We start from the raw sequence: 26,179 nt of genomic DNA on the forward strand, positions 1-26,179 counted from the left end.
CGGGCGTTTCCCGGTTCTTTGTGTTGGGCGGCCCGGCCCTCAGTGCGGGAAGGGCCAAAGCCGGAGTTTCTCTTTCGCGACGCGCCAGAGCTGTGCGAGGCCGTGCGGTTCCGCGATCAGGAAGGCCACGATCAGCCCGCCCACGATCATCAGCTCGATATGCGCGGCGAGATCCGTGGGCCAACCGAAGGTGCCGACGAGCACGTTCTTGAGGAAGACCGGCAGCAGCACGAGGAAGGCAGCACCCGCAAACGAGCCGAAGATCGAGCCCAGACCGCCGATGATCACCATGAAGAGGATCAGGAAGGACTTCTGGATGCCGAAGGCTTCGCCCACTTCCGCCGCGCCAAGGTAGACCGCGAAGAACAGAGCACCCGCGATGCCGATGAAGAAGGAGCTGACCGCGAAGGCCGACAGTTTCGTCGTCAGCGGGTTCACCCCGATGATCTCGGCGGCGATATCCATGTCGCGGATCGCCATCCATTTTCGCCCCACGGTGCCACGCGTCAGGTTGCGCGCGACCAGCGCCACCAGCGTCAGCATCACGAGGCAGAACATGTATTTCGCCATCGCCGAGGTCTGCGCGCCAGTCACGAAGACGCCGAACACGGTGCGCTCGGGCGCGTTGATCTGACCCGAGGCCGAGTAATTGTAGAACCACGGCACCTTGTTGAAGAGCCAGACGAGGAAGAACTGCGCCGCCAGCGTCGCCACCGCGAGGTAGAAACCCTTGATGCGTAGGCTCGGCAGGCCAAAAATCACGCCGACTGCTGCCGTGATGAACCCCGCGATGATCACGTGGAAGAAGATGTTGATGTCCGGGAAGGCCGTCATCAGCTTGTAGACGGAATAGGCGCCCACCGCCATGAAGCCGCCGGTGCCAAGGCTGACCTGCCCGGCATAGCCCACGAGGATGTTCAGCCCGATCGCCGCGATGGCGTAGATCAGGAAGGGCACCGCGACCGCGTTCGCCCAGTAGTCGTTGATGAACAGCGGCACGATCCCGAAAGCGACCACCAGCACCGCGTAATAGCGCAGCCGGTCGAACTTGATCGGGAAGGTCTGGCTGTCCTCCCGGTAGGATGTCTTGAAATCACCTGCTTCGCGGTAAAACATCAGCCTCTCCCTTTCGCCAGGGAGAGCGCGTCGTCCCCCGTCAGCAGTCGCCGCGCCGAATCCTCACCCAGGCCCAGAGCCCGGCACCCGCCCCCAGGGCGGCCAGCACGATATTCAGTGTTTGCAAGGTGGTCGGTTCTTCCGGCGGCGCGGCCAGCGCGATCCATCCGAACGCGAGCGCAGCTCCCCAGCCAATCGTGAACACGGTTGCGCAGGTCTTCATCGGTAACGGTCCTCCCAATGATCGTCACATCAGCGCGACGACACTGGGCTCCCCTCCCGTTGACGCCACGATATGCGGCAGCTTGTCGCACCCCTGCGACGCGATCAAGATTTTTCTCACCTTGCCGTGACAGCATCGTGATCATCGGTCAGACCCTCTCGATGATCTTCTCGCCGAACAGACCCTGCGGCCGGAACACGAGGAAGACGAGCGCGAGGACATAGGCGAACCAGTTCTCGGTCGCGCCGCCAAGGAAGGGCGCCCCGATCAGCAGTTCGAACAGTTTCTCGCCCACACCGATGATCAGACCGCCGACGATGGCGCCGGGGATCGAGGTGAAGCCGCCCAGCATCAGCACCGGCAGCGCCTTGAGCGCAATCAGCGAAAGCGAAAACTGCACGCCCGATTTCGAGCCCCACATGATGCCCGCGACCAGCGCCACGAAGCCTGCGATGGACCAGACGAGGATCCAGATGAAGCGCAGCGATATCCCGACCGAAAGCGCGGCCTGGTGATCGTCTGCCACGGCACGCAACGCCCGGCCCTGCTTGGAGTATTGCGAGAAAACGGTCAGCGCGGCCACCAGCAGCACCGCGACGATGGCCGCGACGATATCGAGATTGTCGATGAAGAAGCCGTAGCCGAACATGTTGTAGGTGACGGTGTCGATGGTCTCGTTGATGCCCTGCGGCAGCCCCACATCGAGCGTCTTGATGTCCGAGCCCCACATCACGTCCCCGAAGCCTTCGAGGAAATAGGCCATCCCGATTGTCGCCATGAAGAGGATGATCGGCGCCTGGTTGACCAGATGCTTGAGCACCAGCTTTTCGATGATGATCGCGAGGATCACCATCACGCCCGCCGCAAGCAGTATCGCGACGATCGCCGGAATCTCCCACGGGAAGTTCGTGTAGTGATTGCCCGTCATCGCGTTGATGAGATGGGCGAAGGGCACCTGACCCTTCTGGATGCCGACCAGCGTCAGCGCCGCGAAGAGTGCGAGCACGCCCTGCGCATAGTTGAAGATGCCGGAAGCTTTGAAGATCAGCACGAAGCCCAGAGCCACAAGCGCGTAGAGCACCCCGGCCATCAGGCCGTTCAGCGTCACCTCGGCGGCGTAGAGAACGATATCAGGCATGACGCGCCTCCGATGTCTGAATTGCGAAGCGGATGGACTCAGTCATGGGCCACCCCCAGATAGGCGTCGATCACGTCTTGATTGTTGCGCACCTCGTCGGGCGAGCCGTCACCGATCTTCTTGCCGTAATCCATCACGACCACGCGGTCGGAGAGATCCATCACGACGCCCATATCGTGTTCGATCAGGACGATGGTGGTGCCGAATTCGTCGTTCACGTCGAGGATGAAGCGGCTCATGTCCTCTTTCTCTTCGACGTTCATCCCGGCCATCGGCTCGTCGAGCAGCAGGATCTTCGGCTCCGCGGCAAGCGCGCGCGCCAGTTCCACCCGCTTCTTCAGGCCGTAAGGCAGACGCCCCACCGGCGTTTTTCGGATATTCTGGATCTCGAGGAAGTCGATGATCTTCTCGACCTTCTCGCGGTTCTCGTGTTCCTCGGCGGCGGCACCGGTCCACCACCAACCCGCCTGCGACACGAGACCCTTCTTCATATGGGTCAGCCGGCCGGTCATGATGTTGTCGAGCACCGACATGCCGTCGAACAGCGCGATGTTCTGGAAGGTGCGTGCGATACCGAGACGCGCGACCTGATAGGGTTTCATCGGCCCGCGCTTGATGCCCTTGTAGAACACCTCGCCCTCGGTCGGGATATAGAAGCCCGAGATGACGTTCAGCATCGAGGATTTCCCCGCGCCGTTCGGACCGATGATCGCGCGGATTTCGCCCTCGCGGATGTCGAAGGAGATATCCTTGATCGCCACCACCCCGCCGAAGCGCAGCGTGATGTTCTTCATCTCCATGATGACCCCGCCGATCTGGCGGCCGTCGGCGGTGACGTATCCGTCTTGCATGTCTTTCATTCCGCCGCCTCCGCCATCTGTTTCGGGGCCACGACCTTCGCGTCGGCGATCTTCAGCGTCGCCTTGATCGAGCCCTTGCGCCCGTCCTCGTAGGTCACTTCCGTTTCGGTGTAGATCTCGTCGCGCCCGTCATAGAGCGCCGCGATCAGGTCGGCGAATTTCGCGCCGATCACGTTGCGGCGCACCTTGCGGGTCCGGGTCATCTCGCCGTCATCGGCGTCGAGTTCCTTGTGCAGGATCAGGAAGCGATGGACCTGACAGCCCGAGAGCATCGGGTCTTCGGCGATGCTTTCATTCACCTCTTCGACGTGTTCGCGGATCATCTCGTAGACGCGCGGGTGGCCCGCAAGCTCCTGGTAGGAGGCGTAGGAGATGTTGTTGCGTTCGGCCCAGTTGCCGACCGCCGTGAGGTCGATATTGATGAAGGCCGTGCAGCGATCGCGCCCTGCGCCGAACACCACCGCCTCGAGGATCGAGGGGTAGAACTTCAGCTTGTTCTCGACATATTTCGGCGCGAACAGGCGACCGTCGGCCATCTTGCCCACATCCTTCGCGCGGTCGATGATCCGCAGATGGCCGGTGTCTTCCTCGAAGAAGCCCGCATCGCCCGTTGCGACCCAGCCTTCCGGGTCCTTGGTCGAGGCCGTACTTTCCGGGTTCTTGTAATACTCCACGAAGGTGCCGGGACTGCGATAGAAAACCTCGCCATTGTCGGCGATCTTCACCTCGACGCCCGGCGACGGCACGCCCACCGTATCGGCGCGGACTTCGCCATCGGGCTGCTGGGTGATGAAGACCGACGCCTCGGTCTGGCCGTAGAGCTGCTTCAGGTTGATCCCGAGCGAGCGGTAGAAGGAGAAGATCTCCGGCCCGATCGCCTCGCCCGCCGTGTAACCCACGCGGATGCGCGAGAAGCCCAGCGTGTTCTTGAGCGGGCCATAGACGAAGAAATTGCCCAGCGCATAGGACATCCGCTTGCCGAAGCTGACGGGCTTGCCGTCGAGAATGTCGGGGCCGACATCGCGCGCGACCTTCATGTAATGGTCGAACAGCTTCTTCTTCAGCTTGCCCGCATCTTCCATGCGGATCATCACCGAGGTCAGCTGGTTCTCGAAGACCCGCGGCGGCGCGAAGAAATAGGTCGGCCCGATCTCACGCAGGTCGATCATCATCGTCTCGGGACTTTCCGGGCAGTTCACGGTGAAGCCCGACCAATAGGCCTGCCCGATCGAGAAGATGAAATCGCCCACCCATGCCATCGGCAGGTAGGCCAGAACCTCGTCATTATGGTTCAGGTGATCGAATTCCGAGGACGCCTTCGCGGTCTCGATGATGTTGCGGTTCGACAGGACCACGCCCTTCGGCTTGCCCGTCGTGCCCGAGGTGTAGAGCATCACGCAGGTGCTGTCATAGGTCAGCTCGGCGATGCGCTTGTCGAGCTCGGCCTCGTAGCGCGAATGGCCCGCGCGGCCTTCGGCCTGCACGTCCTCCAGCGCGTTCATCCGCGAGTGGTCGTATTTCCGCATGCCGCGCTTGTCGGTGTAGGTGACATGGGTGATCGCATGGATGCGGTCCTCGATCTCGACGATCTTGTCGACCTGCTCCTGATCGCCGCAGACGACGAAGCGCGCGCCGCAATGCTCCATCACATAGGCCATCTCTTCGGCCGCCGCGTCCTGATACAGCGGCACCGGAATCGCGCCGCACATCTGCGCCGCGACCATCGACCAGTAATGCATGGGGCGGTTGCGCCCGATGATGGCGACATGATCGCCCCGCTCCACGCCGAGGCTCAGGAAACCCAGCGCCATGGCGCGGATTTCCTCGGCCGCTTCGGCCCAGCTCCAGCTCTGCCAGATCCCGAATTCCTTTTCGCGATAGGCGGGGTAGCCACCGTATCGGGCCACGTTCCGCGCCAATAGCGCAGGAATCGATTGGGCAGAGTCCTGCCCCTTCGCGACTGCGTCAGCCAAATTTTCCTCCCTCGCGCCGGTATGTCCGGCGTCCCTCGACCGCTCTGGGCGCTCCTCCGCGCACAGTTCGGCATGGTTCGACAGTCTCTGTCAAAGTTTTCGTGATCTTTTCGTGATTGTAACGAATTCTTACGACTTCGCTGCGCAGCGAAACGCGCTTTGCCGCGCCGTCCGCCGGTGGTAGCAAAAGCCAAGGAGCGGGAGGGGCAAGGTGAGCGAAACAAGCCGCGAGCGGCTGACACAGGCGGGGCTGAACCTCATCGGACAGGCGCTGTCGATCTTCGACAGCGATCTGCGGCTGGCCGTGTCGAACCGGCAATACCAGCTCATGTTCGACCTGCCCGATGCGCTGACCCGACCCGGCACCACCTTCGAGGATACGATTCGCTTCCTCGTGACGCGGGGCGAGTACGGCGAGGTGGATGATATCGAGGCCGCCGTCCGCGAACGGGTCGAGACCGCGCGCGCCTTCGAGGCCCATTACATGGAGCGGCAACGCGCGAATGGGCGCACGATCTCGGTCGAGGGCGCGCCTCTGCCCGAAGGCGGCTGGGTCACGGTCTATACCGATATCACGCCGGTGAAGCGGCAGGAGGCACTGTTGCGCGCGCGATCCGAAGAGTTGTCGGGTCAGCTCCTCGACCATGCCGAGGCGCTCGCGGCGGCGAACCGCGAACTCGCCGCGACCAACATGGCGCTGGAGGAAACCTCGCGCCAACTGGCCATCACCGAGGCACGCACCCGGCAGGTGACCGAGATGATGCCTGCCCATATCGCGCGGGTCGATCGCGACCTGATCTACACCTATTCCAACCGGCGTCTGTCAACCGTGATGCCCGGCTCGCTCGCCAATGCGGTCGGCCACCATGCGAGCGAGGCGCTCGGCCCCGAGACCTATCGCAAGATCACCCCCTGCTTTCGCCGCGCGCTTGCCGGCGAGGCGAGCGTGGTCGAGATCACCCATGACCCGTCGGGCCGCCGCATCCGCGTGGCGCTGACCCCCGATCTCGCGGGCGAAGACAAGGTAACCGGGATCTATATCCTCTCCACCGATGTCACGCACGAAGCGCAGGTCCGCGCGGCGCTGGCGCAAACGGCGAAGCGCGAATTGGCCGCGCAGCTGTCCTCGGGGCTGGCGCATGATTTCGCCAATCTGCTGACGATCATCCTCGGGTTGCAGGGGCGGCTCGAACGGATGGAGGGGCTGCCTGCGGAGGCGCAGGAGGCGATCCGCGCGACCCTTGGCGCGGCGCGGCGCGGCGGCACGCTTCTCGACCGGATCGCCGCGATCTCGGGCCCGCGCGAGCTGCGCCCGCAGGCGGTGGTGCTGGACGATCTCTTCGACGATCTCGCCGCGATGGCGGGGCCGACGCTGCACGATCCGGTGACGCTCGACTTCGCCAATAACGGTCTGAGCGACCCGATCCTGCTTGATCCCGGGCCGCTGCAGGACAGCCTTCTGAACCTGATCCTGAACGCCAATCACGCAATGCGGGCGAAGGGCGGCACGATCAGTATCGAGGCCCGCGCAGTGCGCGACACCTGGGTCGAGATCATCGTCACCGATCAGGGCGGAGGATTCTCGGACGAGGCGCTCGAACACGCGCTCGACCCGTTCTTCACGACGAAGGGCAAGGAGGGCTCCGGGCTCGGCCTGTCGATGGTCTATGACCAGACCAAGCTCGCGGGCGGCACGCTGCGGCTGGAGAACACCGAGGACGGAGCGCGCGTAACGATGCGGCTACCGCTGAAAGCCGCCGCCCGGCAAGCCGACCCGATGATGGTTCTGCTGGTCGAGGATGACGAGGACATCCGCGCCAGCACCCGAGACATGCTCCGCGCCCTCGACCATACGGTCGTAGAGGCGGGTACGATCGCCGAGGCCGAGGCGCTTCTGAACCTGCCCGACATTGAACTGGTCCTGTCGGATATCCAGCTGCCCGGACCGCGCAGCGGGGTGGATCTTGCCCGCAGTATCGGCGATCAGGTTCCAATGATCCTGATGACCTCGCTGCCACCGGGCGATGCGCTGCGCGCGCAGGCCCCCTGCCCGGTCCTTCAGAAACCCTTTACCGCCGCGCAGCTTGCGGCGTTGCTTGCGGGAGTGCCTCGATGAGTGCCGACCATCCCCTTGTCGCGATCCTCGACGACGAGCCCGAAATTCGCCGGATGCTCTCCGATGCGCTCGAAGAGGCCGGGTTTCGCACGACCTGCTATGCCCGCGCGACCGAGTTCGAAGTTGGGCTGAAGCGCTCTTCGCCGGATGTCTGCCTCGTCGATCTGGGGCTACCTGATCGCGACGGACTGGCGCTGGTGCATCGGCTGGCGCTGGAATCCGGCGCTGCGATCATCATCATCTCGGGCCGCGCGCAGGTGCAGGACCGGGTGACTGGGCTGGAGCTTGGTGCGGATGATTACATCATCAAGCCCTTCGATCCCGCCGAGGTCGTGGCGCGCATCCGCGCCCGCCTGCGCAAGGGGCGGAGCGAAAGTCCCGCGCAGGCGCAAACCGCCCGTTTCGCAGGCTGGACCGCGCATTTCGACCGCTACCTCCTCGTCGCGGAAGATGGGGCCGAAACCTCATTCTCCCATGCCGAGGGGGAAGTGCTGCGGCTGTTTCTCGAAAGCCCGAACCGGCTTATCACCCGTGCGCAGATGCAGGAAAGCTTGGGCGGCGCGGCGGGCGAGAGCTTCGACCGGGCGATGGATGTGCGGATCTCTCGGCTGCGCACGAAGCTTCGCGAAGATCCAAAAAACCCACGCCTTATCAAAACGATATACGGCGCTGGGTACATCTTCCTGGGCGAAGTCCGCTGGAGCTGAGGACATAGCCCGCGCTGCGGGCAGCAAGGCATTAACCTCTTTTTGCTGGCCAAAACCGCTCCGCTCTGATTCACTTCACGAAATCGGGATACAGGGGCACTGCCATGCTCAATCTCCTTCTACACACGCCGACATCGCGACGGTTCTATCGCGTGGAAGTCTCCGACAACCTGTTCGGGGAATATACCGTGCTGCGCGAATGGGGGCTGCAAGGTCAGACCGGCGCCTCCTGCCTACGCTGGTTCTCCAACCTGCGCGAAGCGGTCCATGCCGCCGAGCGGTTTCGCCGCCGGGCGCAACGGCGCGGCTACGCGCTGAGCGCGGCGGACGCAGGCGGCACGCAAAGCTGACGCGGCGAGCCGGATCGGTTCAATCCTCGGACTTCTCGGCCTTCGCCGCCGCCCTTTCCTCGCGCTTGATCTTCGCCCGCATCTTCTCGAGCCGCGCCTTGAGCCGACTACGCCGCCGGTTCTGATAGGCGGTGATGATCGGCAAGGACACGTAGTAGCAGATGGTCGCCGAGATCACGCCGGGAACGATTCCGCCGATCAAGTAGGGTAGCCAGACGTCGGTGAAGAACCGCTCCAAACCGCTCCATTCGGCATGTTCGGGGGTGAACATCGCCCAGAAGTTATGCAGCAGATCGTGGCTCGCCGCCTGAAAGGTCTGCAGCAGGCTTTCGGGCTCTCCGCCGTGATCGAGCCGGTCGCCCAGGATCTTGTGCCCAAGCTTCGTCGAGAAGACAGCGATGATCGGGAAGGTGACCGGATTGCCGAAGAAGGTGGCGAGGATCGCCGCGAGGATATTGCCGCGCATGATCCAGGCCACGGCCGCCGCGCTGACGAAGTGAAATCCGAAGAGCGGCGTGAACGAGACCAAGACCCCGGCCCAGACGCCGCGGGCGATGCGATGCGGGCGGTCGGGCAGTCGGTTGACGCGGTGCTTGACGTATTGGAAAGCCCGGGACCAGCCCGAACGCGGCCAGATCGCCTCGCGCAGGTTGGCCAGAAGCCCCCTTTTTTCGCGCCGCCTGAAGACCACGCCGCCGTCCTTTCTCCCCCCTGCGCCGTGTGCGTCAGGGTTTGCGCGACAGGTTCCTGATCCGCTCCACCTGCGCCACGTCGCTCTCCGCCTCAAGGGCGGTAAGCAAGCGATGCATATGTTCCGCATCGCACAGTTCGACCTCTACGAGCACCGAATAGAAATCCGGCTTGCGCTCCACGAAGTTGAGGTCCGAAATATTTGCCTTCTGCTGGCCGATCAAGGTGCAGATATGTCCCAGCACGCCCGCGTCGTTCGAGATCGTGACCTTGAGCGTCGCGGTATAGGCAGGCGGGTGTTGCCCGGTTTTCCAATGCAGATCGACCCAGCGTTCGGGCTGATCCTCGAACTCTTCGAGAGCGGGGCAATCGATGGCGTGGATCACCACGCCCTTACCGCGATAGGTGATGCCGACGATCCGCTCTCCCGGGAGCGGCTGGCAGCAATCGGCACGGCGGAAGCTCTGATCGGCGGCGAGCCCCAGAACGGCGCGGGTCGGCTCGATCTCGGCGCCTTCGCGGCGTTGCGCGAGCTCCGGGTAAAGCGCGTCCAACACGTCCGAGGCCGCCAGTTCCGCAGAGCCGAGCCGCGCGAGAACCTCGTCCTGATCGCCGATCCCCAGCGCCTTGCCGGCGGTGCGCAGCGCCTTGTCGGTCACGCGGCGGCCGACATGCTCAAACGCCACCCGTGCCAATTCCTGACCCAGCTTGATGAAGCGGTCGCGATCTTCCTCACGCAGCGATTTGCGGATCGCTGCCTTGGCGCGCCCGGTCGCCACTATATCGAGCCAGGTCAACTGCGGACGCTGGCCCGAGGCGGTGATCACCTCGACCGACTGGCCGTTTTTCAAGCGCGTCCAGAGCGGAACGCGAATGCCGTCGACCTTGGCGCCGACGCAGCTATTACCGATACGCGTGTGGATCGCATAGGCGAAATCGATCGGAGTGGCGCCTTTCGGCAGCTTCACCACATCGCCTTTCGGCGTGAAGCAGAAGACCTGATCGGAATACATCTCGAGTTTGACGTTCTCGAGAAACTCGTCGTGATCGCCATCGCCATCGGGGTCCGAGAACCGCTCGCTCAACGAGGCCAACCATTTCGCCGGATCGACCGCGAAGGGGTTCTGCGCGCGCTCGCCATCGCGATAGGACCAATGCGCCGCGACGCCTGCCTCGGCGACTTCGTGCATCTGGCGGGTGCGGATCTGCACCTCGACGCGCTTGCCGTCGCGCCCCGACACCGTGGTGTGAATCGAGCGATAGCCGTTGGTCTTCGGCTGGCTGATATAATCCTTGAAGCGGGTCGGCACCGCACGCCAGCGGTGGTGGATCAGCCCGAGGACCCGGTAGCAGTCCATCTCGGTGCGGGTGATAACGCGGAAGCCGTAGATATCCGACAGGCGCGAGAAGGTGAGCTGCTTCTCCTCCATCTTGCGCCAGATCGAATAGGGCCGCTTCGCGCGACCGAACACGTCGGCGTCGATATCCTCGTCTTCGAGCAGCGCACGGATGTCGGCGGTGATCTTCGGGATCACATCGCCGGTTTCCTTTTGCAGGCTGACGAAGCGCCGAATGATCGAGGTGCGCGCCTCGGGGTTGAGTACCTTGAAGGCGAGGTCTTCGAGTTCCTCGCGCATCCACTGCATACCCATCCGGCCTGCGAGCGGCGCGTAGATCTCCATCGTCTCGCGCGCTTTCTGAGCCTGCTTTTCCGGCCGCATCGAACGGATCGTGCGCATGTTGTGCAGGCGGTCGGCGAGCTTCACGAGGATCACCCGCAGGTCTTTCGACATCGCCATGAACAGCTTGCGGAAGTTTTCCGCCTGCTTCGAGGCCGCGTTCGAGAGTTGCAGGTTGGTCAGCTTGGTGACGCCGTCGACCAGCTCGGCGATCTGCTCGCCGAACATCCCGGCGACCTCGCCATAGGTCGAGCGCGTGTCTTCGATCGTGTCGTGCAGAAGGGCGGTGACGATGGTCGCATCATCCAGACGCTGTTCGGTCAGAATCGCCGCCACCGCGACGGGATGCGAAAAATAGGGCTCGCCCGAATGCCGGAACTGCCCTTCATGCATGTCCTTACCGTAGGCATAGGCCTTCCGGATCAGATCCGCATCGGTCTTGGGATTATAATTGCGGACGAGCGCGATCAGGTCTTCGACGTCGATCATTCGCGCTCGTTCCGGCCAATCAGTGGATTACTCGCGCCCTTGCGCGTCCATCAGCGCGCGCAGCATGCGCTCTTCGCTCATGTCGTCCTCGACGGCACGATCGGGAGATTCGCCACCCATGAGCATCGCCATCGAGTCCTCTTCGGGCTCGTCGACCTCGATCTGGGTCTGGTTGCTCTCGATGAGACGCTCACGCAGATCCTCGGCCGATTGGGTCTCCTCGGCGATTTCGCGCAGAGCGACGACGGGGTTTTTATCGTTGTCGCGCTCGACCGTGATGGGAGCGCCAGCAGCGATTTCGCGGGCACGATGCGAAGCGAGCATTACCAGCTCGAAGCGGTTCGGAACCTTGTCAACGCAATCTTCAACCGTCACGCGGGCCATGAATCTCTCCAGAAGAACTCGGATTGAGGGCCCTACTTAGGCTTTGCAGTGCGGAAACACAAGCGCCCATCCACCCCGCCCGCAGGGTTTTGCCCCCCTCATAGCGGAGAAATCGACGATTTTCCCGCTTCCGGAAGCGCTGCAAGCATCTCCATCACGCTTTGCCCCGTCACCGGATGGGGCCAGAGCGGCGCGATTTCGGCAAGGGGAATCAGCACGAAAGCCCTGTCCTGCAAGCGCGGATGCGGCAGGATCAGCTCGCTCGGGGCCTCGCGCTGCTGCGCGTCCTGCGGAAGATTCTGCCAGCGCAAGAAGGCGTCGCGATCCGGCAGAACCCGCTCCTCTGATGCAATCAGGTCAACATCAATGACCCGCGCGCTCCAGCGGCCTTCCCGCACGCGGCCAAATTCTTCTTCCAAGACATGAAGTTGCGCGAGGACATCGCGAGGTTGCAAATTGCATCGCATTTTGCAACAAGCGTTCACGAAGTCGGGACCGGCCCCAGCGGGAACGGCGGGCGTCGACCAGAAGCGGCTAATTGCCACCATGGAAAAACCCAGTTGCTCCAAGCGCTCCAAAGCGGCGCAGAGCGTTTCGCGAGGAGACCCATATTGGCTCGGTAAATTCGCCCCTAAAGCGACCAAATAGTTAGTGTCCATAAAGACAGATTCCGTTTCCCTCGCGAAATGCGATATGTCCTAGTTAAATCTGGTCGGCCCTCCCCGCCTGTGCAAGACTAAGATACGGTTAATCCTTTCCGTATCGGCACATGAGCGATCTGGTCCACCCCACCTGTGCAAGAGGACTGTATGTTCTACAAGGACGAACGACTCGCCCTGTTCATAGACGGATCTAATCTTTATGCGGCCGCCAAGGCGCTTGGCTTTGATATTGATTACAAGCTGTTGAGACAAGAATTCGAGCGCCGCGGCAAACTCGTGCGCGCGTTTTATTACACAGCCCTCCTGGAGAGCGAAGAATATTCGCCGATCCGTCCGCTAGTGGATTGGCTGAATTACAACGGCTTCGCGATGGTTACCAAGCCCGCGAAGGAATATACGGATTCCATGGGCCGCCGAAAGGTGAAGGGCAATATGGATATCGAGCTTGCCGTCGACGCGATGGAGCTCGCACCGCGCCTCGATCATATCGTGCTGTTCTCTGGCGATGGCGATTTCCGGCCGCTGGTCGAAAGCCTTCAGCGTCAGGGCTGCCGTGTCTCGGTCGTCTCGACGATCCGCTCGCAGCCACCGATGATCGCCGACGAACTGCGTCGTCAGGCCGACAATTTCATCGAACTCGACGCGCTGCGCGAAGTTATCGGGCGCCCGCCGCGCGAGCCGCGCGAAGGCGAAGACGGCAGCGAGAGCTGATCCGGGGCCTGACGCGGGCCGTAATTCGTGATTGAAGGGGCGTGCGGATCACCTGCGCGCCCTTCGTCTTTTCCGGGATCGTTCTCCCGGCTGCTTTTCACGAAAGCCCTGATGCTCGAAAACGTCTCCCTGCTCGGCCTCTTCGTCTCGGCCCTTCTGGCCGCCACGCCGATCCCCTTCCAGTCGGAAGTGGTTTTCGTGGCGCTGCAGACCCTCGGCACCCAGAATATCTGGCTGATGATCCTCGTCGCCGCCGTGGGTAATACGATCGGCTCGCTCGTCACTTATGCGATCGGTCTCGGCGTGACCCGCTGGAAAGATCGCAAATGGTTTCCCGCGAACGAGACGCAGCTCGCGCGCGGCCACCGTTGGTTCGAGCGCTGGGGGATCGGGCTATTGCTGCTGAGCTGGGCGCCCGGAGGCGACCTGATCTGCCTCGTCGCGGGCATCCTGCGGATGTCGATGTGGCTGTTCCTGCCGCTGGTCTTCCTCGCGAAGGCGGGACGCTACGCGGTGCTGGCATGGCTGACGGCACAGGCCATCGGGCTTGCAAGCTGATCGCCTCTGGACGCGAGGCTGGTGGAGCTTTACGTCTGAACCCGAACAAAGGAGCGCGCGATGAAACCCTCCCTGACACTCTATCTCGCAGCCCCGCGCGGCTTTTGCGCGGGCGTCGACCGGGCGATCAAGATCGTCGAGATGGCCCTCGAGAAATGGGGCGCCCCGGTCTATGTGCGCCACGAGATCGTGCATAACAAATACGTCGTCGACAGCCTGCGCGACCAAGGCGCCGTCTTCGTCGAAGAGCTCGACGAATGCCCCGACGACCGACCGGTGATCTTCTCGGCCCACGGCGTGCCGAAATCGGTGCCCGCCGAGGCTTCGCGGCGCGAGATGATCTATGTCGACGCGACCTGCCCGCTGGTGAGCAAGGTCCATAAGGAAGCCGAGCGGCACTCGAACGAGGGGCTGCAGATGGTCATGATCGGCCATGCCGGCCACCCGGAAGTTCTCGGCACGATGGGGCAACTGCCTGAAGGCGAGGTGCTACTGGTCGAAACGGTCGAAGACGTGGCCAAGATCACACCGCGCGATCCCGACCAACTGGCTTTCATCACCCAGACCACGCTTTCGGTCGATGACACGGCAGCAATCGTCGAGGCCCTGCAGGACCGCTTCCCGAAGATCGTCGGCCCCGCCAAGGAAGACATCTGCTATGCCACCACGAACCGTCAGGCGGCGGTGAAGGCGATGGCCGATCAGATCGACGCGCTGCTGGTGATCGGCGCGCCGAACTCGTCCAACTCGCGGCGTCTCGTCGAGGTCGGCAAGGCTTCGGGCTGCGCCTATTCGCAACTCGTGCAACGCGCCGAGGATATCGACTGGCGCGCGCTGGAAGGCGTGAAGACGGTCGGCGTGACCGCAGGCGCGTCAGCACCGGAAGTGCTGATCGACGAGGTGATCGACGCTTTCCGCCAACGCTTTGACCTGACGGTCGACCAGATCGAAACCGCCCGCGAGGACATCGAGTTCAAGGTGCCGCGCGTATTGCGGGAAGCCTCGTGATGCGCGGTATGGGTCCGAAAATCCCCGGCGGCGCGCTGATCCTCGGCCTTGCCGGGCTGATCCCGTTCCTTTGGGGCGTGCTGGTGGTGCAGACCGGGCAATTCGCCTTCGTCGCCGATCCGCGTGTAGCCGTGCTCGCCTATGGCCTGATGATCTTCTGCTTCATGGCAGGCAGCCTCTGGGGCTTCGCGGCGCGGGCGGAATGGGAGACGGGCTATTTCCTCGCCGTGGCCCCGGTCCTCTTCTTCATCGCTTTCGTGGCGCTCGGGATGCCGGTGAATTTCGTGCTGCTTCTCGGCTTCCTCGCCCTGCTGCCGCTCGACTGGCTGTTCCAGAAGTTCGGTCATACGCCGCTCTGGTGGCTGAAACTGCGCATCGGCCTGACGGCAGTCGTCGTCGCCTGCCTGATCGCGATCGTAAGGACGTAACGAGATGAAGCTTTATTCGATGCCCTCCTCAGGCAACAGCTACAAGGTGCGTCTGCTGATGGCGCTGCTGGGCGAGAGCTGTGACCGGGTCGATGTGGAATATGACAGCGACGCATTGGCTCAGGCGCATGAAAGCGGGGCCCTTCCCTTCGGCAAAGCACCCACGCTCCAACTCGATGACGGGCGGGTGCTGGGCGAATCCAACGCGATCCTGACCTATCTCGGCGAAGGCTCGCGCTTCGTGCCGGAGGATCGTTTCGCCCGGGCGCAGATGCTGTCCTGGATGTTCTGGGAGCAGAACCAGCACGAGGGCGTCATCGCCGTGCGCGCCGCGATCCTCTGCTATCCGCATCGCGCCCATGAGCGAACGCAGGAGACGCTTGACGCGCTGGAAGTGCGCGGCCACGTCCTGCTGGGCATCATGGAGCAGCGGCTGGAGCAGGCCGATTGGCTCGCAGGCGACAAGATGAGCCTCGCTGATATCTGCCTCTACGCCTATACCCACACCGCCGACACGCGCGGCGGCTATGATCTCGAGCCCTTCCCGGCGCTGCGCCGCTGGCTCGACCGGATCGCTAAGCTCGACGGCTATGTGGGTCTCGATGGCTAAGCTTTACGCATGGACGGATGGCGCGTGCAGCGGCAATCCCGGCCCCGGCGGCTGGGGCGTCTTGATGCGCGCGATGGACGGCGAAGCGGTCGTCAAGGAGCGCGAGCTCAAGGGGGGCGAGGCCGAGACCACCAATAACCGGATGGAGCTTCTGGCCGCGATCAACGCGCTGGAGGCCCTGACCCGCGACACCGCGATCACGATCACCACAGACTCCGCCTACGTGAAGAACGGCGTGACCGGCTGGATCCACGGCTGGAAGCGCAACGGCTGGAAGACTGCGGCGAAGAAACCGGTGAAGAACGTCGATCTCTGGCAGCGGCTCGACGAGGCGCAGCGCCGCCATCGCGTGACCTGGGAATGGATCAAGGGCCATGCGGGCCACCCGGAGAACGAGCGCGCCGATGAATTGGCCCGCGCCGGGATGGAGCCCTTCAAACCGGCCAAGCAAAAATGACCGCCCTGCCCGCATGGCTGGGAGATTTTCCCGTGGGTGCGGCGCTGGATTACGCTTCGGTGCTGGTCTTCGCACTGACCGGGGCGCTGGTCGCCTCGCGCCAGCAGCTCGACCTCGTGGGCTTCATCTTCGTTGCCGCGCTGACTGCTATCGGCGGCGGCAGCCTGCGCGACCTGCTTCTCGGCCGTGACCCGGTCTTCTGGGTCGGCGATCCCACCTATGTGCTTATCGCGGCGGGGGCAGCGGTGGTCGTGTTCTTCACCGCGCATCTTCTGGAAAGCCGATATCGTGCACTGCTGTGGCTGGATGCCTGCGCATTGGCGGTGGCGGTACCGGCGGGCGTGGCGATCACGATGCGGCTGGAACATGGCCCAGTGATCGTCCTGATCATGGGCATCGCCACCGGCACCTTCGGGGGCCTGATGCGCGACGTGGTTTGCAACGAGGTGCCGCTGGTCCTCAAACAGGGCGAGCTTTACCTGTCCTGCGCCTTCGCAGGGGCAGCGAGCGCGCTGGTCGCGACGGCGCTCGGAGCGGATACGCTGCTGGCGCTGCTGATCTGCGGCGGCATGACCTTTGCGCTGCGCGCTGGATCGCTGCGCTTCGGCTGGAAGCTCCCGGTCTACAAGGCCCGCCCGCCGAGGCAGTATTAACCGAAGTAACTCAGCACGACCGGCGCGAGGAAGGCGGTCAGCACCGCGTTCAGCCCCATGCCGATGGACGCAAAGGCGCCCGCAGTCTCATGTACCTGAAAGGCGCGCGCCGTGCCGATCCCATGGGCCGCGACGCCCACCGCGAAGCCCCGCGCCCGCCAGTCGCGAAAGCCCAGCAGGTTGAGCATCGGCGTCACCGTAATCGCCCCGATCATCCCGGTCAGGATCACCAACGCCGCCGTCAGCGACGGCTCCCCGCCCAAGCTTTGCGAAATCCCGATAGCCACCGGGGCCGTCACCGATTTCGGCGCGAGCGAGGCGAGCAACTCAGGCCCCGCCCCCATCGCCTTCGCAATCGCCAGAACCGAGACGATGGCCGTGACCGACCCCGCCACAAGCCCCGCCGCGATCGGCAGCAGGGCGCGCTTCACCTTGGGCAGGTTCGCATGCAGCGGCACCGCCAGGCAGACCGTCGCCGGACCCAGCATGAAATGCACGAATTGCGCCCCGTCGAAATAGCGCTGATAGGGCGTATCCGTCATCAGGAGCACCGCGCCGAGGATCACCACCGCGATCATCACCGGATTGGCGAAGGGGTTGCGGTTCACGCTTTTGAAGATCGCATCCCCGATCCAATAGGCGATCAGCGTCGCCCAGAGCCACAGCAGCGGTTCGGAGGACAGATAGGACCAGAGCTTGAACGGATCAGTCATCCACATCGCTCCGCGTCAGCTTCGCCACCGCGACGAAAACCGCCGCACCGACCACGATCGCAAGCATGGTCGAGACCACCAGCGCCACCGCCAGCCCCACCCCATGCTCGCGCAGCGCGCCGAGATGCGCGACGATCCCTACGCCCGCCGGCACGAAGAGAAGCGACAGGTGTTGCAAGACGAACTGGGCTGTGGGGCGCACGATCTGCTGCACCTTGCCCGAAACGCTCATCACGATCAGCAGGAAGATCATCCCCAGAACCGGGCCGGGAAGCGGTAGCTGCAAGGCGCGGGACAGGATCTCGCCGGCGAGTTGGCAGGCGAGGATCAGGGACAGGGCTGGGATCATCGGTCGGCTCCTTCGGTCGCTTTCGATGCTAAGCCTGCCCGCACAAAAGGAAAAGACGGACTATTCAAGAGCTTCAGGCGAAACACGCTCCTCCCGGCGTCGGGGGGTCCAGAGCGCAAATAGCGCAAAACACCGGCGAGAATACGCCAATATCTTGTGGATAATGCCGCCATCATCTCCAGATGAAGTGTCTTCCCATTGACTCGCAGGCCTGCTCTACGGACACTTCTCAGTACTCATTCAGATTCGGAAAGTTCGTCAATTGCGCTTCTCTCGGCTACGTCTCAACGGTTTCAAGAGCTTCGTGGACCCCACGGATCTCGTGATCCATGACGGGCTGACCGGCGTCGTCGGGCCCAATGGCTGCGGCAAGTCTAACCTCCTGGAAGCGCTGCGCTGGGTGATGGGCGAGAACCGCCCCTCGGCGATGCGCGGCGGCGGGATGGAAGACGTGATCTTCGCTGGCGCCTCGTCGCGGGGCGCGCGCAATTTCGCGGAAGTCGCGCTGCAGATCGACAATACCGAGCGGCTCGCGCCCTCGGGGTTCAACGACAGCGACGGGCTGGAAATCGTGCGCCGGATCACCCGCGATGCGGGCTCGGCCTACAAGGTGAACTCCAAGGACGTGCGCGCTCGAGACGTTCAGATGCTGTTCGCGGACGCCTCGACCGGCGCGCATTCGCCCGCACTCGTGCGGCAGGGCCAGATTTCCGAGCTGATCAACGCCAAGCCGAAGAACCGTCGCCGCATCCTCGAGGAAGCGGCCGGGATTTCCGGGCTCTATCAGCGCCGCCACGAGGCGGAGCTGAAGCTGAACGGCGCCGAGCAGAATCTGACGCGCGTCGATGACGTGATCGAGCAACTCGCCACGCAGCTGGCTACCCTCGCCCGGCAGGCCCGCCAGGCCGCGCGCTACCGCACCATCGGCGAAGAGCTGCGCCGCGCCGAGGGGATGCTGCTGTATCGTCGTTGGCGCGAAGCCGATCTGGCCCGCACGACCGCCGAAGAGGCGCATCGCGAGAAGGTCACCGGGGCCGCGCAAGCCGAGAGAGCCTCCCGCGAGGCGGCGAAAGCCCGGCAGGGCAAGGAAGACGCATTGCCGCCGCTGCGCGAGGAAGAAGCCATCGCAGGCGCGATCCTGCAACGCCTCACCGTACAGCGCGACGCGCTCTCGGATCAGGAAGATCAGGCGATTGCGCGGATCGAGACGCTGAAGGCGCGGATCGAGCAGCTCGTGCGCGACATGGAGCGCGAAGCGGGCCTAAATCGCGATGCGGGGGAGACGATCGGGCGGCTCGAATGGGAGCAGGCGCAGATCGCGAAAGCCTCCGAGGGGCATGAAGACAAGCTGGCCGCAGCGGTCGATGCCGCCCATGAGGCCGCGCAGATTCTGCAGGAGCGCGAGGCGCAACTGTCGGAACTGACCGAGGATGTCGCGCGGCTCGCGGCCCGCCACCAGTCGTCGCAGCGTTTGGTGACCGACAACCGCGCGACGGCCGAGAAATCCGAGGCCGCCGCCGCGCAGGCGAAGCAAGCTGCCGACGCTGCTGCCGCCGCGCTTGCGAAGGCGAATGCGGAATTCGAGGCGGCCGAAGGCGCACAGACACAAGCGCAAGCTGCCGCCGAAGCTGCCGAAGAGTCGTTGGCCGCCGCCGATGACGCGCGCGCCGAGGCGCAGGGCCGCGAAAGCGCAGCCCGGGCAGCGCGCTCGGAGGCCGAGGGCGAAGCGGGGGCCTTGCGCGCCGAAGTCTCGGCACTGGCTCGTCTGGTCGAGCGCGAAGCCTCCAACGGTCAGCAAATTCTCGACCGCGTCCGGGTGGATCGTGGCTACGAGGCGGCCCTTGGTGCCGCCCTCGCCGATGACCTGCGCGCGCCGGAAGTCGGCGAGGATGACGCGACCGGCTGGCAAGCCCTCCCCGACTATCCCACGCCGCAACCCCTGCCCGCCGGGGTCGAGCCGCTCTCGGTCCATGTCGACGTGCCCGACGTGCTGGTTCGCCGGATTTCGCAGATTGGTCTGGTAGAGGATTATGACGAGGGCGCGCGGCTGCAGGATCAGCTGGCCCCCGGTCAGCGGCTGGTGTCGACCGAGGGCGACCTGTGGCGCTGGGACGGCTATCGCGCCGGCGCCGAGGATGCCCCGACCGCCGCCGCACTGCGCCTGCAACAGCTCAACCGTCTGGTGGAATTGAAGCGCGATCTCGAAGAGGCCGAGGCGCGCGCTTCGGGCGCGAAATCCGCTCATGAGGCGCTGACCGCCGCGCTGGCCGAGGCCACACGCGCCGATGCCAGCGCCCGCGAGGCGCGCCGCGAGGCCGATCGCCGTCTGGCCGAGGCGGGCCGCGCGCTCAGCCGCGCCGAGGCCGATCGTTCCATCGCCAGCTCCAAGCTTGAAAGCGCACAGCTCGCCGTCGCACGCCACGAGGAAGAAGCTAGCAGCGCGCGGATGGCGCTGCGCGAGGCGGAGAATGCGCAATCTTCCCTGCCCGATCTGGACGCCGCGCGCGGCGACGTCGAGGCTGTGAAGATGACCGTCGAAGCGGCGCGGATGACGATGATGACCAAGCGCTCCGCCCATGACGAAATCCGTCGCGAGGGCGAGGCGCGGCTGAAGCGTCGGCAGGAGATCACCAAGGAAATCTCCGGTTGGCGGCACCGGCTAGAGACCGCAGAGAAACGCTCCGCCGAGCTGGAAACCCGCAAGATCGAGAGCGAGGCGGAGTTGAAAGACGCCTCCGCCGCCCCTGAGGAATTGGCCGCGAAACGCGCCGAGCTGTCGGAAGCCATTGCCACCGCCGAAGCGCGTCAGGCCGAAGCGTCGGAAAAGCTGTCGGGCGCGGAAACCGCCCTGCGCGAGGCGCAGCTGGCCGAGCGCGAGGCCGAACGTCTGGCTGGCGAGGCGCGCGAAGCCCGCGCCCGCGCCGAGGCCCGCGTCGACGCGGCGCGCGAAACCGTCGCCTATGCCGCCGAACGCATCCTGGAAGAGACCGAGAAGTCGCCGCAGGATCTGCTGGAAAGCCTCGATACCGATCCCGATAAGATGCCCGACGCGGAGAAGCTCGACGCGGAAGTGAACCGGCTCAAGCGACTGCGCGAGAGCCTCGGCGCAGTCAACCTGCGCGCCGAGGAAGATGCGCGCGAGGTACAGGAAGAGCATGACGCGCTGGTGCAGGAGAAATCCGATCTCGAAGAGGCGATCCGCAAGCTGCGCGCCGGGATTTCGGGGCTCAACCGCGAAGGGCGCGAGCGTCTTCTGACCGCGTTCGAGCAGGTGAACGAGAACTTCCGCACGCTGTTCACCCACCTCTTCGGCGGTGGCTCTGCGAACCTGCAACTGGTCGAAAGCGACGACCCGCTGGAGGCCGGTCTCGAGATCATGTGCCAGCCGCCGGGCAAGAAGCTGTCCACGCTGTCGCTGTTGTCGGGCGGGGAGCAGACGCTGACCGCGATGGCGCTGATCTTCGCGGTCTTCATGGCCAACCCCGCGCCGATCTGCGTGCTTGACGAGGTCGACGCGCCGCTAGACGACGCCAACGTGACGCGCTTCTGCGACCTGCTCGACGAGATGACGCGGCGCACCGATACGCGCTTTTTGATCATCACCCACCATGCGGTGACGATGGCGCGGATGGACCGGCTGTTCGGGGTGACGATGCAGGAGCAGGGCGTGAGCCAGCTCGTCTCGGTCGACCTGAAGAAGGCCGAGGCGCTGGTGGCGTAACAGCAAGGGGCTCCGCCCTCGTCGCCGTAGGGCGACAAAACTAAAGGGTGAAGGGGCTCTACCCTGCGCTATCGCGCCCCGGGATATTTTCATCAAGAAGAAGAGAAGCGATTCCGCTTGCGGGAGAAAAGGCGCGCGCCTAGCCTCGCGTCGAATTTCACATGGAGGGCGCAATGGCCAAGATCGAAGCACGTCTCGAAGAGTTGGGGATTCAGCTTCCCGATGCCCCGGCACCGGCCGCGAATTACGTGCCCTTCGTGCGCACCGGCAATCAGCTGTTCGTCTCGGGGCAAATCTCGAACGGGCCCGAGGGTCTGATCCGCGGCAAACTCGGCGACGGCATGGATGTCGAAGAGGGCGCGATGGCGGCGCGTTTCTGCGGGCTGGCTCTGATCGCCCAGGCGAAAGCGGCCGTCGGCGATCTCGACAAACTCCGCGTGGTGAAGCTAGTGGGATTCGTGAACTCCACCGCTGATTTCACCGATCAGCCCAAGGTCATCAACGGCTGCTCCGACCTGATGGTCGAGGTCTTCGGCGAAGCCGGGCGTCACGCGCGTTCGGCGGTCTCGGCGGCTTCGCTGCCGATGGGCGTCGCAGTCGAGATCGAGGCGATTTTCGAGGTCGCGTGATGGCATTGCATCCTGATTTTCTCCGGCTTCCGATCGCGCATAGGGCTTTGCACGACTACACGCTGGGCCGCCCTGAGAACAGCCGCGGGGCGATCCGCGCGGCAATCGCCGCGGGTTACGGAATCGAGATCGACGTGCAGCTCTCCGCCGATGGCGTGCCGATGGTGTTTCACGACTACGCGCTGGACCGGCTGACCGCAGAGCGCGGCCCGGTACGCCAGCGAACGGCGGCGGAGCTGGGTGCGATCCATCTGAGCGGCACGGAGGAAGGTATTCCGACCCTCGGCGAAGTGCTGGAGATCGTGAAAGGCCAAGTGCCGCTTCTGGTCGAGATCAAGGATCAGGACGGGGCTCTCGGTTCGCAGATCGGCGCGCTGGAGGAGGCGACGGCGCTGTTGCTGCGCGATTACGAGGGCCCGGTCGCGGTGATGTCCTTCAACCCCCATGCGGTGGCGGCTTTCGGCGAATTGGCCCCGGACGTCGCTGTCGGTCTGACGACCTCGGCCTACCAGCCCAATGACTGGGCTCTGCTGCCCGCGGCGCGCGGCGACGAGCTGCGCCACATCCCCGATTTCGATCGCGTTGGAGCGGCCTTCATCTCGCATGAGGCGAAGGACCTGAACGCGCTTCGGGTGACCGAGCTGAAATCGCTCGGCGTGCCGGTTCTGTGCTGGACGATCCGCTCCGTCGACGAGGAGGCGCTGGCGCGGCGGGTCGCCGATAACGTGACCTTCGAAGGCTACCTCTCGGCGCTTCCGGCTTGACGCGGAGCGCGCGGGGCACAGATTCAGGCAAAGGATCGCCTAACCTCCCGGGATAAAATGGATCAAAGCGTTGAAATCACGCTTTATTCGGATATTTCCGAAATAAGTGAAACAGACTGGAATGCCTGCGCCTGCCCCGAAACCGGGGATGGGGAACGGGCGTTCGACCCGTTCACCACACATCGGTTTCTTGCCGCCCTCGAGGCCTCCGGCTCGGTCGGGCCGGGCACGGGTTGGGATGCGCGGCATCTGGTGGCGCGGATGGGCGATCGGATCATCGGCGTCGCGCCGCTCTACGTGAAATCGCACAGTCAGGGCGAATATGTCTTCGATCACGGCTGGGCCGATGCGTTCGAGCGCGCGGGCGGGCGCTATTACCCCAAGCTGCAATGCGCGGTGCCCTTCACCCCAGTGGCCGGGCGGCGTCTGCTGGTCCTACCGGGGCTGGAAGAGGCCGGGGGCCGCGCGCTTCTGGCTGGCATGGCGCAGATCGCGGAAGGGGCCGGGGTTTCCTCGGTCCATATGACGTTTTGTACCGAGGACGAGGCTGAGCTTGCCACCGAAGCGGGGTGGCTGCCACGGATCGGGCAGCAGTTCCATTGGTTCAACGAGGGGTATGAGAGTTTCGACCAGTTCCTCGGCGAACTGAGCTCACGCAAGCGCAAGGCTTTGCGCAAGGAGCGTCAGCGGGCGCAGGCCTTCGGCGGCGAAATCTTGCAGCTCGCCGGCGACGACATACGGCCCGAGCATTGGGACGCGTTCTGGCAGTTCTATCAGGACACTGGCGCGCGAAAATGGGGCCGCCCCTACCTGACCCGTGCCTTCTTCGATCTTCTGCACGAGATGCGCGACGACGTGCTTCTGGTGCTTGCGATGAACGGCGACCGCCCGATCGCCGGTGCGCTGAACCTGATCGGGCGCGAGGCTCTGTTCGGGCGCTACTGGGGGTGTATCGAGGATCACCCCTTCCTGCATTTCGAGCTTTGCTACCATCAGGCGGTCGATTACGCGATCGCGCACAAGCTGAGCCGGGTCGAGGCCGGCGCGCAGGGCGAACACAAGCTGGCGCGCGGCTACCTGCCCGTCGCCACCCATTCGGCGCACTGGATTGGCCATGAAGGTCTGCGCGGCGCCGTCGCGGAGTACTTGGAAGCCGAACGCGCCGCCGTGGACGAAGATATCGAGATACTGACCGAAATGGGCCCGTTCCGGAGCCCCTCGGGTGGCAGCGATGAGCAGGCGTGATAAGTAGCAGTGTTAAAGGACGTATGACGGGAGCGATGAATGAATTTCAATGACCTGACCGATGTCAGCGCGTGGCTGACGCAGGATCGGATCGATGCGGCCATCATGGTTGCGGTGAATGTGGTGGCTGCGCTGGTGATCCTGCTGGTCGCAATGGCGATCTCGGCCTGGGCCAAACGGCGCATCGTGGCGCTGTCGCAGCGCTACAAGCGGCTGGACGACACGCTCTTCGGCTTCCTCGGGAACATGGTGAAATACCTGATCCTCGCGATCGGGGTGATCTTCATCCTCAACCGCTTCGGCATCCAGACCACGTCGCTGGCCGCCCTCGTCGGTGCCGCCGGTCTGGCCATCGGTCTCGCGCTGCAGGGCACGCTGTCGAACCTCGCCGCCGGGGTGATGATCATCCTGTTCCGCCCGTTCCGCCAAGGCGACTACATCGCCGCGGGCTCGGAAAGCGGCACGGTGACCGAGATTCAGCTCTTCTACACGGTCCTGACGACCTATGACGGCATCCAGATCATCGTGCCCAACAGCGACATCTGGTCGAGCGCGATCACCAATTACTCCGCCAATCCGACACGTATGATGGATCTGACGATCGGCGTCGCCTATGACGCGGATCTCAAGAAAACGCAGGAAGTGCTGGAGAAGATCTCGCTCTCCGATCCGCGCGCCCTGCCGGAGCCCGCGCCGGTGATCCGCGTGAAGCAGCTCGGCGACAGCTCGGTCGATTTTACCTTCCGTGTCTGGGCCACCACCGCCGACTTCTGGGGGCTTCAGGCGGAATATACCCGCAAGATCAAGGAGGAGTTCGACGCGAACGGCATCGGCATCCCCTTCCCTACGCGCACGCTCGAAGTGGTGCAGGTGCCGAAGATCGAAACCCGCAGCGTGACACGCGAAAGCGGCGCGGCTTGAACTGGCGGCCCGCTGCTGCAAGGCTGCGGGCCAGCTTAACGTATCAGGGAGTAAGCGATGACTTCGAAGCTCGAACCCGAGGAACGCAGGGCGCTGCTGAACGCGCTTGAAGATACCGGATGGCGCGCGGCCGATGGACAGGATGCCCTGATCAAGCGGCTCCTGTTCAAGGACTTCTCCGCCGCGTGGGGCTTCATGAGCCAAGCCGCGCTTTGCGCCGAAAAGATGGATCACCATCCCGACTGGCGCAACGTCTACAACAAGCTCGAGATCACGCTGACGACCCATGACTGCGGCGGCATCAGCGTGCTCGATATCGAGCTAGCCGGTGCGCTGGACTCGCTGGCCGAAGGCGTCGCCGAGGTCGATCGCGACATCGGACGCCCGTTGATGCGACTGGCCGAGCCGGCTCCGAAAGACGAAGACTGACGAAAAACGCCCGGCTCCTTGGCCGGGCGTTTTCCTTTGCATTTGGGGCGCGGATCAGATCTCCGCGAGAAGCCCTTCGCCTGCGGAGGCTTCACAGGTGCCGGGGCTTTCCTCGACATTCAGCTGCTTGACCACACCGTCCTCGACGAGCATCGCATAGCGCTTCGAGCGGTTGATGAGACCCGCGGGCGGCGCCGTGAAATCCATCTCGATCGCCTGCGTGAATGCGGCTTCCGGGTCGGCCAGCATGGTCAGCCCCGCCTCGGTCGCGCCCGTCGCCTCGCCCCACGACTTCATCACGAAGGGGTCGTTGACCGAGACGCAGATGATCTCATCCACGCCTTTCTCCGCAAATTGGTCCTTGGTGCGGATGAAGCTCGGCACATGGGCGGTCGTGCAGACGCCGGTATAGGCGCCCGGCACCGCGAAGATCACGATCTTGCGGCCCTTCATCTTGTCACCAAGGCTCACGGGCTGCGGCCCTTCATCGCCCATCGCGAGGAGAGTCGCGCCAGGAAGAACGTCGCCGGTCGAAATAGTCATGAAAAGCTCCGATTTGTTCGCGTTGCACTTGTTCCGCCCGTCGATATAGGGTC

The 26,179-nt window shown here is 64.1% G+C and carries 28 protein-coding genes; 16 read left to right on the forward strand and 12 right to left on the reverse strand.

Annotated elements, in window-relative coordinates; genetic code table 11:
- Positions 1-39: 39 nt before the first annotated feature.
- From B6V75_RS11545 to B6V75_RS11565, 5 genes are all read right to left on the reverse strand, one after another.
- Positions 40-1,116 carry a branched-chain amino acid ABC transporter permease gene (locus B6V75_RS11545; protein WP_075775415.1) on the reverse strand — a complete coding sequence of 359 codons (1,077 nt, stop codon included), beginning with the start codon at positions 1,114-1,116 and terminating at the stop codon, positions 40-42.
- Between the two features lie 40 nt (positions 1,117-1,156).
- Positions 1,157-1,339, reverse strand: coding sequence for a hypothetical protein (locus tag B6V75_RS11550; RefSeq protein ID WP_075775414.1), 183 nt, complete (start codon positions 1,337-1,339; stop codon positions 1,157-1,159).
- A gap of 148 nt (positions 1,340-1,487) precedes the next feature.
- Complete coding sequence (locus B6V75_RS11555) at positions 1,488-2,477, reverse strand: branched-chain amino acid ABC transporter permease (RefSeq protein ID WP_075775413.1); 990 nt, start codon at positions 2,475-2,477, stop codon at positions 1,488-1,490.
- Positions 2,478-2,515: 38 nt separating this feature from the next.
- Positions 2,516-3,337 carry an ABC transporter ATP-binding protein gene (locus B6V75_RS11560; protein ID WP_088719801.1) on the reverse strand — a complete coding sequence of 274 codons (822 nt, stop codon included), beginning with the start codon at positions 3,335-3,337 and terminating at the stop codon, positions 2,516-2,518.
- Positions 3,334-5,310, reverse strand: coding sequence for a long-chain fatty acid--CoA ligase (locus tag B6V75_RS11565; RefSeq protein WP_088719802.1), 1,977 nt, complete (start codon positions 5,308-5,310; stop codon positions 3,334-3,336). The genes B6V75_RS11560 and B6V75_RS11565 overlap by 4 nt, the downstream gene beginning before the upstream one ends.
- 211 nt (positions 5,311-5,521) lie before the next feature.
- Between B6V75_RS11565 and B6V75_RS11570 the strand changes: the two genes are divergently transcribed.
- From B6V75_RS11570 to B6V75_RS11580, 3 genes are all read left to right on the forward strand, one after another.
- Positions 5,522-7,426: a PAS-domain containing protein gene (locus B6V75_RS11570; protein ID WP_088719803.1), complete on the forward strand. Its 1,905-nt coding sequence runs from the start codon at positions 5,522-5,524 to the stop codon at positions 7,424-7,426.
- Positions 7,423-8,133 carry a response regulator transcription factor gene (locus B6V75_RS11575; RefSeq protein ID WP_075775409.1) on the forward strand — a complete coding sequence of 237 codons (711 nt, stop codon included), beginning with the start codon at positions 7,423-7,425 and terminating at the stop codon, positions 8,131-8,133. Before B6V75_RS11570 ends, B6V75_RS11575 begins: the two co-directional genes overlap by 4 nt.
- A gap of 104 nt (positions 8,134-8,237) precedes the next feature.
- Positions 8,238-8,483: a WGR domain-containing protein gene (locus B6V75_RS11580; RefSeq protein ID WP_075775408.1), complete on the forward strand. Its 246-nt coding sequence runs from the start codon at positions 8,238-8,240 to the stop codon at positions 8,481-8,483.
- Positions 8,484-8,502: 19 nt separating this feature from the next.
- On the opposite strand, the gene B6V75_RS11585 is transcribed toward B6V75_RS11580, so the two are convergent.
- From B6V75_RS11585 to folK, 4 genes are all read right to left on the reverse strand, one after another.
- Positions 8,503-9,174, reverse strand: a complete 672-nt coding sequence (locus B6V75_RS11585; RefSeq protein ID WP_075775407.1) for a DUF2062 domain-containing protein — start codon at positions 9,172-9,174, stop codon at positions 8,503-8,505.
- Positions 9,175-9,208: 34 nt separating this feature from the next.
- Positions 9,209-11,341 carry a bifunctional (p)ppGpp synthetase/guanosine-3',5'-bis(diphosphate) 3'-pyrophosphohydrolase gene (locus B6V75_RS11590; RefSeq protein ID WP_075775406.1) on the reverse strand — a complete coding sequence of 711 codons (2,133 nt, stop codon included), beginning with the start codon at positions 11,339-11,341 and terminating at the stop codon, positions 9,209-9,211.
- 27 nt (positions 11,342-11,368) lie between these two features.
- Positions 11,369-11,725 carry a DNA-directed RNA polymerase subunit omega gene (gene rpoZ / locus B6V75_RS11595; protein ID WP_075775405.1) on the reverse strand — a complete coding sequence of 119 codons (357 nt, stop codon included), beginning with the start codon at positions 11,723-11,725 and terminating at the stop codon, positions 11,369-11,371.
- A 98-nt stretch (positions 11,726-11,823) separates the two neighbouring features.
- Positions 11,824-12,384, reverse strand: a complete 561-nt coding sequence (gene folK / locus B6V75_RS11600; RefSeq protein ID WP_088719804.1) for a 2-amino-4-hydroxy-6-hydroxymethyldihydropteridine diphosphokinase — start codon at positions 12,382-12,384, stop codon at positions 11,824-11,826.
- 150 nt (positions 12,385-12,534) lie between these two features.
- On the opposite strand from folK, the gene B6V75_RS11605 reads away from it, so the two are divergent.
- From B6V75_RS11605 to B6V75_RS11635, 7 genes are all read left to right on the forward strand, one after another.
- On the forward strand, positions 12,535-13,098 hold the full coding sequence (locus B6V75_RS11605; protein WP_075775403.1) for an NYN domain-containing protein: 564 nt from the start codon (positions 12,535-12,537) through the stop codon (positions 13,096-13,098).
- A 111-nt stretch (positions 13,099-13,209) separates the two neighbouring features.
- Positions 13,210-13,656 (forward strand): YqaA family protein, encoded by a 447-nt coding sequence (locus tag B6V75_RS11610; RefSeq protein WP_075775402.1) that lies wholly within the window; start codon positions 13,210-13,212, stop codon positions 13,654-13,656.
- Between the two features lie 60 nt (positions 13,657-13,716).
- Positions 13,717-14,664, forward strand: a complete 948-nt coding sequence (gene ispH / locus B6V75_RS11615) for a 4-hydroxy-3-methylbut-2-enyl diphosphate reductase (RefSeq protein ID WP_088719805.1) — start codon at positions 13,717-13,719, stop codon at positions 14,662-14,664.
- Positions 14,664-15,092: a DUF3429 domain-containing protein gene (locus tag B6V75_RS11620; protein WP_077701026.1), complete on the forward strand. Its 429-nt coding sequence runs from the start codon at positions 14,664-14,666 to the stop codon at positions 15,090-15,092. Before ispH ends, B6V75_RS11620 begins: the two co-directional genes overlap by 1 nt.
- Before the next feature lie 4 nt (positions 15,093-15,096).
- The gene (locus B6V75_RS11625; RefSeq protein ID WP_088719806.1) at positions 15,097-15,702 is read left to right on the forward strand and encodes a glutathione S-transferase family protein; all 606 of its coding nucleotides are present in this window, start codon (positions 15,097-15,099) and stop codon (positions 15,700-15,702) included.
- A complete protein-coding gene (rnhA, locus tag B6V75_RS11630) occupies positions 15,695-16,159 on the forward strand; it encodes a ribonuclease HI (protein ID WP_075775464.1) in 465 nt (154 codons plus the stop codon). Before B6V75_RS11625 ends, rnhA begins: the two co-directional genes overlap by 8 nt.
- Complete coding sequence (locus tag B6V75_RS11635; RefSeq protein ID WP_088719807.1) at positions 16,156-16,812, forward strand: trimeric intracellular cation channel family protein; 657 nt, start codon at positions 16,156-16,158, stop codon at positions 16,810-16,812. The genes rnhA and B6V75_RS11635 overlap by 4 nt, the downstream gene beginning before the upstream one ends.
- Here B6V75_RS11635 and B6V75_RS11640 read toward each other — a convergent pair.
- Both B6V75_RS11640 and B6V75_RS11645 read right to left on the reverse strand, forming a co-directional pair.
- Entirely contained in the window at positions 16,809-17,525 is a 717-nt protein-coding gene (locus tag B6V75_RS11640; RefSeq protein WP_088719808.1) for an LrgB family protein, read from the reverse strand. The two genes, B6V75_RS11635 and B6V75_RS11640, sit on opposite strands and share 4 nt — an antisense overlap.
- On the reverse strand, positions 17,518-17,874 hold the full coding sequence (locus B6V75_RS11645) for a CidA/LrgA family protein (protein WP_088719809.1): 357 nt from the start codon (positions 17,872-17,874) through the stop codon (positions 17,518-17,520). The genes B6V75_RS11640 and B6V75_RS11645 overlap by 8 nt, the downstream gene beginning before the upstream one ends.
- Positions 17,875-18,136: 262 nt before the next feature.
- On the opposite strand from B6V75_RS11645, the gene smc reads away from it, so the two are divergent.
- From smc to B6V75_RS11675, 6 genes are all read left to right on the forward strand, one after another.
- Complete coding sequence (smc, locus tag B6V75_RS11650) at positions 18,137-21,595, forward strand: chromosome segregation protein SMC (RefSeq protein ID WP_088719810.1); 3,459 nt, start codon at positions 18,137-18,139, stop codon at positions 21,593-21,595.
- A 173-nt stretch (positions 21,596-21,768) separates the two neighbouring features.
- Entirely contained in the window at positions 21,769-22,224 is a 456-nt protein-coding gene (locus B6V75_RS11655; RefSeq protein WP_088719811.1) for a RidA family protein, read from the forward strand.
- The gene (locus tag B6V75_RS11660; protein WP_168174475.1) at positions 22,221-22,988 is read left to right on the forward strand and encodes a glycerophosphodiester phosphodiesterase family protein; all 768 of its coding nucleotides are present in this window, start codon (positions 22,221-22,223) and stop codon (positions 22,986-22,988) included. The genes B6V75_RS11655 and B6V75_RS11660 overlap by 4 nt, the downstream gene beginning before the upstream one ends.
- A gap of 57 nt (positions 22,989-23,045) precedes the next feature.
- Entirely contained in the window at positions 23,046-24,233 is a 1,188-nt protein-coding gene (locus B6V75_RS11665) for a GNAT family N-acetyltransferase (RefSeq protein WP_088719813.1), read from the forward strand.
- A gap of 39 nt (positions 24,234-24,272) precedes the next feature.
- Positions 24,273-25,154, forward strand: a complete 882-nt coding sequence (locus tag B6V75_RS11670; RefSeq protein ID WP_075775392.1) for a mechanosensitive ion channel domain-containing protein — start codon at positions 24,273-24,275, stop codon at positions 25,152-25,154.
- Positions 25,155-25,211: 57 nt separating this feature from the next.
- Complete coding sequence (locus B6V75_RS11675; RefSeq protein ID WP_075775391.1) at positions 25,212-25,583, forward strand: 4a-hydroxytetrahydrobiopterin dehydratase; 372 nt, start codon at positions 25,212-25,214, stop codon at positions 25,581-25,583.
- Positions 25,584-25,637: 54 nt separating this feature from the next.
- Here the strand turns inward: B6V75_RS11675 and B6V75_RS11680 are convergent, their stop codons facing one another.
- A complete protein-coding gene (locus tag B6V75_RS11680; protein WP_075775390.1) occupies positions 25,638-26,126 on the reverse strand; it encodes a peroxiredoxin in 489 nt (162 codons plus the stop codon).
- Positions 26,127-26,179: the final 53 nt, after the last annotated feature.

It is taken from the genome of Thioclava sp. F1Mire-8 (genome assembly GCF_002213165.1).
Taxonomy (GTDB): Bacteria; Pseudomonadota; Alphaproteobacteria; order Rhodobacterales; family Rhodobacteraceae; genus Thioclava; species Thioclava nitratireducens.

What these genes read in the sequence shown, in the direction of transcription:
- B6V75_RS11680 (WP_075775390.1), bottom strand. Translation starts at nt 26,126, where the DNA reads ATGACTATTTCGACCGGCGACGTTCTTCCTGGCGCGACTCTCCTCGCG.
- B6V75_RS11620 (WP_077701026.1), top strand. Translation starts at nt 14,664, where the DNA reads ATGCGCGGTATGGGTCCGAAAATCCCCGGCGGCGCGCTGATCCTCGGC.
- B6V75_RS11550 (WP_075775414.1), bottom strand. Translation starts at nt 1,339, where the DNA reads ATGAAGACCTGCGCAACCGTGTTCACGATTGGCTGGGGAGCTGCGCTC.
- B6V75_RS11635 (WP_088719807.1), top strand. Translation starts at nt 16,156, where the DNA reads ATGACCGCCCTGCCCGCATGGCTGGGAGATTTTCCCGTGGGTGCGGCG.
- B6V75_RS11545 (WP_075775415.1), bottom strand. Translation starts at nt 1,116, where the DNA reads ATGTTTTACCGCGAAGCAGGTGATTTCAAGACATCCTACCGGGAGGAC.
- rpoZ (WP_075775405.1), bottom strand. Translation starts at nt 11,725, where the DNA reads ATGGCCCGCGTGACGGTTGAAGATTGCGTTGACAAGGTTCCGAACCGC.
- ispH (WP_088719805.1), top strand. Translation starts at nt 13,717, where the DNA reads ATGAAACCCTCCCTGACACTCTATCTCGCAGCCCCGCGCGGCTTTTGC.
- B6V75_RS11665 (WP_088719813.1), top strand. Translation starts at nt 23,046, where the DNA reads ATGGATCAAAGCGTTGAAATCACGCTTTATTCGGATATTTCCGAAATA.
- folK (WP_088719804.1), bottom strand. Translation starts at nt 12,384, where the DNA reads ATGGACACTAACTATTTGGTCGCTTTAGGGGCGAATTTACCGAGCCAA.
- B6V75_RS11605 (WP_075775403.1), top strand. Translation starts at nt 12,535, where the DNA reads ATGTTCTACAAGGACGAACGACTCGCCCTGTTCATAGACGGATCTAAT.
- B6V75_RS11610 (WP_075775402.1), top strand. Translation starts at nt 13,210, where the DNA reads ATGCTCGAAAACGTCTCCCTGCTCGGCCTCTTCGTCTCGGCCCTTCTG.
- B6V75_RS11675 (WP_075775391.1), top strand. Translation starts at nt 25,212, where the DNA reads ATGACTTCGAAGCTCGAACCCGAGGAACGCAGGGCGCTGCTGAACGCG.
- B6V75_RS11575 (WP_075775409.1), top strand. Translation starts at nt 7,423, where the DNA reads ATGAGTGCCGACCATCCCCTTGTCGCGATCCTCGACGACGAGCCCGAA.
- B6V75_RS11590 (WP_075775406.1), bottom strand. Translation starts at nt 11,341, where the DNA reads ATGATCGACGTCGAAGACCTGATCGCGCTCGTCCGCAATTATAATCCC.
- B6V75_RS11645 (WP_088719809.1), bottom strand. Translation starts at nt 17,874, where the DNA reads ATGATCCCAGCCCTGTCCCTGATCCTCGCCTGCCAACTCGCCGGCGAG.
- B6V75_RS11580 (WP_075775408.1), top strand. Translation starts at nt 8,238, where the DNA reads ATGCTCAATCTCCTTCTACACACGCCGACATCGCGACGGTTCTATCGC.
- B6V75_RS11640 (WP_088719808.1), bottom strand. Translation starts at nt 17,525, where the DNA reads ATGACTGATCCGTTCAAGCTCTGGTCCTATCTGTCCTCCGAACCGCTG.
- B6V75_RS11555 (WP_075775413.1), bottom strand. Translation starts at nt 2,477, where the DNA reads ATGCCTGATATCGTTCTCTACGCCGCCGAGGTGACGCTGAACGGCCTG.
- B6V75_RS11625 (WP_088719806.1), top strand. Translation starts at nt 15,097, where the DNA reads ATGAAGCTTTATTCGATGCCCTCCTCAGGCAACAGCTACAAGGTGCGT.
- rnhA (WP_075775464.1), top strand. Translation starts at nt 15,695, where the DNA reads ATGGCTAAGCTTTACGCATGGACGGATGGCGCGTGCAGCGGCAATCCC.
- B6V75_RS11655 (WP_088719811.1), top strand. Translation starts at nt 21,769, where the DNA reads ATGGCCAAGATCGAAGCACGTCTCGAAGAGTTGGGGATTCAGCTTCCC.
- B6V75_RS11670 (WP_075775392.1), top strand. Translation starts at nt 24,273, where the DNA reads ATGAATTTCAATGACCTGACCGATGTCAGCGCGTGGCTGACGCAGGAT.
- B6V75_RS11560 (WP_088719801.1), bottom strand. Translation starts at nt 3,337, where the DNA reads ATGAAAGACATGCAAGACGGATACGTCACCGCCGACGGCCGCCAGATC.